The 5589-nt window shown below is 41.3% G+C and carries 2 protein-coding genes; one reads left to right on the top strand and one right to left on the bottom strand.

The window, feature by feature from the left end; genetic code table 11:
- Positions 1-2767: beta-galactosidase GalA (galA, locus tag AC1DPQ_RS16055; protein WP_477610221.1), on the top strand; the 2767-nt coding region annotated here is incomplete at its 5' end.
- Between the two features lie 481 nt (positions 2768-3248).
- Here galA and AC1DPQ_RS16050 read toward each other — a convergent pair.
- Positions 3249-5468, bottom strand: coding sequence for an NADP-dependent isocitrate dehydrogenase (locus AC1DPQ_RS16050; protein WP_477610219.1), 2220 nt, complete (start codon positions 5466-5468; stop codon positions 3249-3251).
- Positions 5469-5589 lie beyond the last annotated feature (121 nt).

Genomic DNA, 5589 nt, shown 5'->3' with positions numbered 1-5589 from the left:
GTTCAACAGTATGGCACAAAAAAGAGAGGTATTCTCTTTCGACAAGAACTGGAAGTTTTACCAGGCAGACGTAACCTTCCCAGTAATAAAAGGCCATGGAGCAAGTTATGCCAATGCAAAAGCAGGAAAAGCCTGGGGAGCGGCAGCACCAGAATATAACGACAGTAAATGGACAATACTCAATTTACCACACGATTGGGCGGTAGAAAACCCATTCGATTCTAGTGCAAATGTTTCGCAGGGATACCGCCAGCGCGGCATTGGATGGTACCGTAAAAGCTTTAAACTAAATGATGCAGACAGAGGCAAACATTTAGAGCTGCAATTTGAAGGAATTGCTACCTACGCCACCATCTGGTTTAACGGAAACCTCGTACATCGCAACTGGTGCGGCTATACTTCCTTTTATGTAGATATTACCTCAATGGCCAAATATGGCGATCAGGTAAACAACGTTGCCATACGTGTTGATGCCAATGCCATGGAAGGCTGGTGGTACGAAGGTGCTGGCATTTACCGCCATACCTGGTTGGTAAAACGAAGCCCTGTACACATTGTTACCGATGGGGTATTTGCCAATCCGGTTAAAAAAGAAGGAAATAACTGGACCATCCCTGTGGAGGTTAATCTGAATAATATTGATAAAAACACGCAGAAAGTAGTGGTAAAATCAACATTGTTTGATAAAGCAGGTAATAAAATAGTGAGTGGAACCAACAACCTTTCCCTGGCAGAACTACAAACAGGAATTACAAAATTTGATCTTCAGGTAGCTAACCCTAAATTATGGAGTATAGAAAATCCAGAACTATACAAAATAGAAACTGTGGTAGAACAGGATGGAAAAACAGTTGATAAACTGGTTACCAAATGTGGCTTCCGCACCGCACATTTTGATGTGAACACCGGTTTTTACCTGAACGGAAAAAATATAAAGCTGCATGGCGTATGCAACCATCAGGATCATGCAGGTGTGGGCGTTGCCTTACCAGATGCCATTTGGGAATTCAGGCTCAAAAAATTAAAAGAAATGGGCGTAAATGCTTACCGCTGTTCTCATAACCCGCCACCGATAAAAATGCTCGARCTATGCGACAGCCTGGGCATAATGGTCATGGACGAAAACAGAAACTTTAATGTTTCGCCCGAATATATGCGCCAAATGGAATGGCTGGTACGAAGAGACCGCAACCACCCAAGCATCATTATGTGGTCGGTGTTTAACGAAGAACCCATGCAGGGCACCGAGCAGGGTTATGAAATGGTACGCCGCATGCGCGCCCTGGTAAAATCGTTAGACACCACCAGAGTGATCACCGCAGCCATGAATGGAGGCCTATTTAGTAAATTAAATGTATCGCATGCTGTTGATGTGGTAGGCTTTAACTATCAAACGGGTTTATACGATCGGTTTAGAAAAGAAAATCCTGAAAAGAAACTAACCAGTTCGGAAGATATTTCATCTTTCCAGATCAGGGGCGAGTATAAAACCGACAAAGCAAATCATATTATAGATGAATACGATAGCGAAGCCGCACCCTGGGGTGAGACGCAACGCAATGGCTGGAAACCTATAGCAGAACGGCCCTGGTTAGCTGGTCAGTTTATTTGGACAGGCTTCGATTACCGTGGTGAACCTACCCCTTTTGCCTGGCCATCGGCAAGCTCATTCTTTGGTATTATGGATTTATGTGGTTTTCCGAAAATGGCTTTCTATTTAAAGCAAGCACAATGGCGTAAAGATATTGATGTACTTCAACTGGCGCCGCACTGGAATTGGCCGGCAGATAGTATAGGTAAACCGATAAAAGTAATGGCCATGAGCAATGCAGATAGTGTAAGTATTAAATTAAACGGCAAAACAATTGGTGGCCAAAAGGTAGATCAGTACGAAATGAATACTTTTAATATTGCCTATAAGCCGGGCACCTTAGAAGCATTTGGTTATAAAAAAGGCAAACTGGTTTCGAAATTCAAAACAGAAACAACTGGTAAGGCCGTAGCGCTAAAATTAGAACCTTATTTAAAAACATTGGCAAATGATGGTCTTGATGCCACACCTGTTACCGTACAAGCTGTTGACAGCAAAGGCCGGGCAGTACCAACAGCTAACGTTATGGTTACTTTTAGCATCAGCAATAAAGGCAAAATTATCGGCTTGGGTAATGGAAATCCAAACAGTCACGAACCTGAAAAAGGGAATAAACGCAGTTTATTCAATGGTTTGGCACAAGTTATTTTACAAGCTGTTGAAGGTGAAGAAGGCGTTATCGAATTAACGGCTACTGCCGATGGACTTAAGCCTGCAAAAATTATTTTGCCTTTAAACCGAGTGGCCGTATTACCACAAATAGATGCCGTAAAAGGTCCGTTAATGGTTAATGATTTTACCATGTCGCCTTTCGTTTCTAAAAAACCAAATGCCAAACAAACCTTATCAGATAACGATATGAACTCCTGGCAACCTGTTAAAGCAGGCGAGCTGGTTAAATTTGCAAATGGCACTTTTGTGCTGTTTAACACTAATTTTATGATGGAGAAAGCCAATGCTAAGGCTGTACTCAAATTAAATAAATTGGTAGGCAAAGCCGAGGTATGGATAAACGACCAATTGGTTTACACTAAAGCCGATCCAAAACAAKAAAACATAAATATCAAATTTGATGCAAAGATGGCTAAAAACAAACTGGTTATCGTTATAGAGGCCGCAAACAATACCCAGGCAGGTTTAGGCGGTACTGTAACTGTTGATACCGAAACGAATTAATTCACTTGGTTGGAGAAAAAAGTTTTGATAAAAATTAGCGTATTTTTCATTTTTGAAAGGCAATGACTCTGCTGCTTCGGTTCCGATAGTCCCGCCCTTTGCTTAATCCGATGAAACCTGTGAAACAAGCAAGCACGCAATAAAAAACAAAAGTGTAGTGCTTAAATCGGTATAACGCTGCCGGTCGGGTTTATTTTACTCAGAATAGCAATACTATTTTGGCCAGCTAAACCCGATCAAAGCGGGATGCTACCGATCCTTAATCGGGAGCAGAAGCGGGAGCGGGACTGCTACAACCTAAAAGCTTCTGCATCTGCTTTCCAAATAAAAGACTCATCAACCTCCTGGCAAAATGACTATAAATCTGACAACATTAAACCATAAAAAAGCGCCCTGATTTTTATATCGGGACGCCAAAATATTTTAAGAGTTGTCAACTTCCACTCTAGAAGCATATTAAAGTTGACAACTCAAATTTAGCTTACAAACTAGCCAAAGAAGTATTTAATGTTTCACTCGGACGCATGGCTTTGCTTGCCAGTTCATCATTAGGGTTATAGTAACCGCCAATGTTTTGAGGTTTACCTTGCGAACCGATCAACTCTTCGTTAATTTTCGCTTCGTTTGCTAACAAGGTTTTAGCCAACGGTGCAAATCTGGCCTGCAAATCAGCATCCTTAGTTTGAGCCGCTAAAGCTTCAGCCCAATATAAAGCCAAATAGAAATGAGAACCACGGTTATCGATAGTACCCAATTTTCTGCCCGGAGATTTATCCGTTGCCAAAAATTTCGCATTAGCCTCATCCAAAGCATCGGCCAGCACCTGCGCTTTTGCGTTATTTTGCGTTTGAGATAAATGCTCTAAAGAGGCCTGAAGTGCTAAAAACTCACCTAATGAATCCCAACGTAAATAACCTTCTTCGATAAATTGCTCAATATGTTTTGGGGCAGAACCACCAGCACCAGTTTCGAACAAACCACCACCGTTCATTAAAGGCACGATCGACAACATTTTAGCAGAGGTTCCTAATTCTAAAATAGGGAATAAATCTGTCAAATAATCACGTAATACGTTACCGGTAACCGAAATGGTATCTAAACCTTTGCGGATACGCTCCAAGGTAAATTTAGTAGCTTCAATTGGAGCCAAAATGCGGATATCTAAACCAGTAGTGTCGTGATCTTTTAAATATTTGTTCACCTTAGCAATGATTTCTCTATCGTGTGCTCTATTTTCGTCTAACCAGAAAACGGCAGGAGTTTCTGATAAACGCGCTCTGTTAACCGCTAATTTTACCCAATCCTGAATCGGGGCATCTTTGGCTTGGCACATGCGGAAGATATCGCCTTTTTCTACTTTCTGATCGAAAAATACTTTACCATCAGCATCAGTTACACGGATTGTTCCGGCAGCAGTAGCCTGGAAAGTTTTATCATGCGAACCATATTCTTCAGCTTTTTGAGCCATTAAACCTACATTTGGTACCGAACCAATAGTAGTCACATCAAAAGCACCATTTGCTTTACAGTCATCAATGGTTGCGGTGTAAACACCGGCATAACAACGGTCTGGAATTAAAGCGATGGTATCTTGTGCTTTACCTTCTTTGTTCCACATCTGGCCTGACGTACGGATCATGGCTGGCATCGAAGCATCAACAATCACATCAGATGGCACATGTAGGTTGGTAATTCCTTTATCAGAATTTACCATGGCCAGGGCCGGACCGTTTTCTATGGCCTGAGCTAAAGCAGCTTCAACTTCAGCTTGTTTTGCGTTGCCTGCAATTTTAGCGTAAACATCGCCTAAACCATTTCTGGTATCAATGTTCAGTTCTTTGAAAAGATCGGCATATTTAGTAAACACATCTGCAAAGTAAACTTCAACAATGGCACCGAAAATAATCGGATCAGAAACCTTCATCATCGTTGCTTTTAAGTGCGCAGATAACAATACGCCAGCTGCCTTAGCTTCAGCAATTTCTTTAGCCACAAAAGTTTTCAATGCCGATAGGCTCAATACAGAACTATCAATCACCTCTCCTGCTTTTAATGGCGACAAACCTTTTAATTCGGTTATTGCCTCATCTGCAGCAACAAATTCTATTTTAAATTGGCTTGCTTCAGCAACGGTTGTAGATTTTTCCGAACCGTAAAAATCGCCTTCAGTCATGCTGGCCACCTTGGTTTTCGAATCTGCCGACCATTTACCCATCGAGTGCGGGTTTTGTTTGGCGTAGTTTTTAACCGCTTTAGGTGCTCTACGATCAGAGTTACCTTCACGTAAAACCGGATTTACAGCCGAGCCTAAAACTTTTGCATATTTAGCTTTAATTGCTTTTTCTTCGTCGCTTTGTGCATTATCAGGATAATTTGGAATGGCAAAACCCTGCGCCTGTAGCTCGGTAATTGCACCTACCAATTGGGGGATAGAAGCAGAAATATTTGGTAATTTGATAATGTTAGCTTCAGGAGTGGTAGCCAAGGCACCAAGCTCTGCTAAAGCATCACCAATTTTTTGATCGTCTTTTAAATACTCAGGGAAGTTTGCCAAAATTCTTCCTGCTAAAGAAATATCTCTGGTTTCTACATCAATACCTGCTGACGCGGTAAAAGCTTGTACGATAGGTAAAAGTGAGTAGGTTGCCAACATTGGCGCCTCATCGGTTTTGGTGTAGATAATTTTTGATGTATTTGACATGTTTATATTGATTTTGCTTATTTAAGGTTAATTATTCAACCGGTTTTTAGGTTTGTAAACCGATCTTCTTAAAATCGCCTAAAGATAAAATAATCGAATGACTTAAGGAACATCGCAATGT

It is taken from the genome of Pedobacter sp. 01T416_2 (genome assembly GCF_056398925.1).
This window is presented reverse-complemented; position numbering and strand designations above follow the sequence as displayed.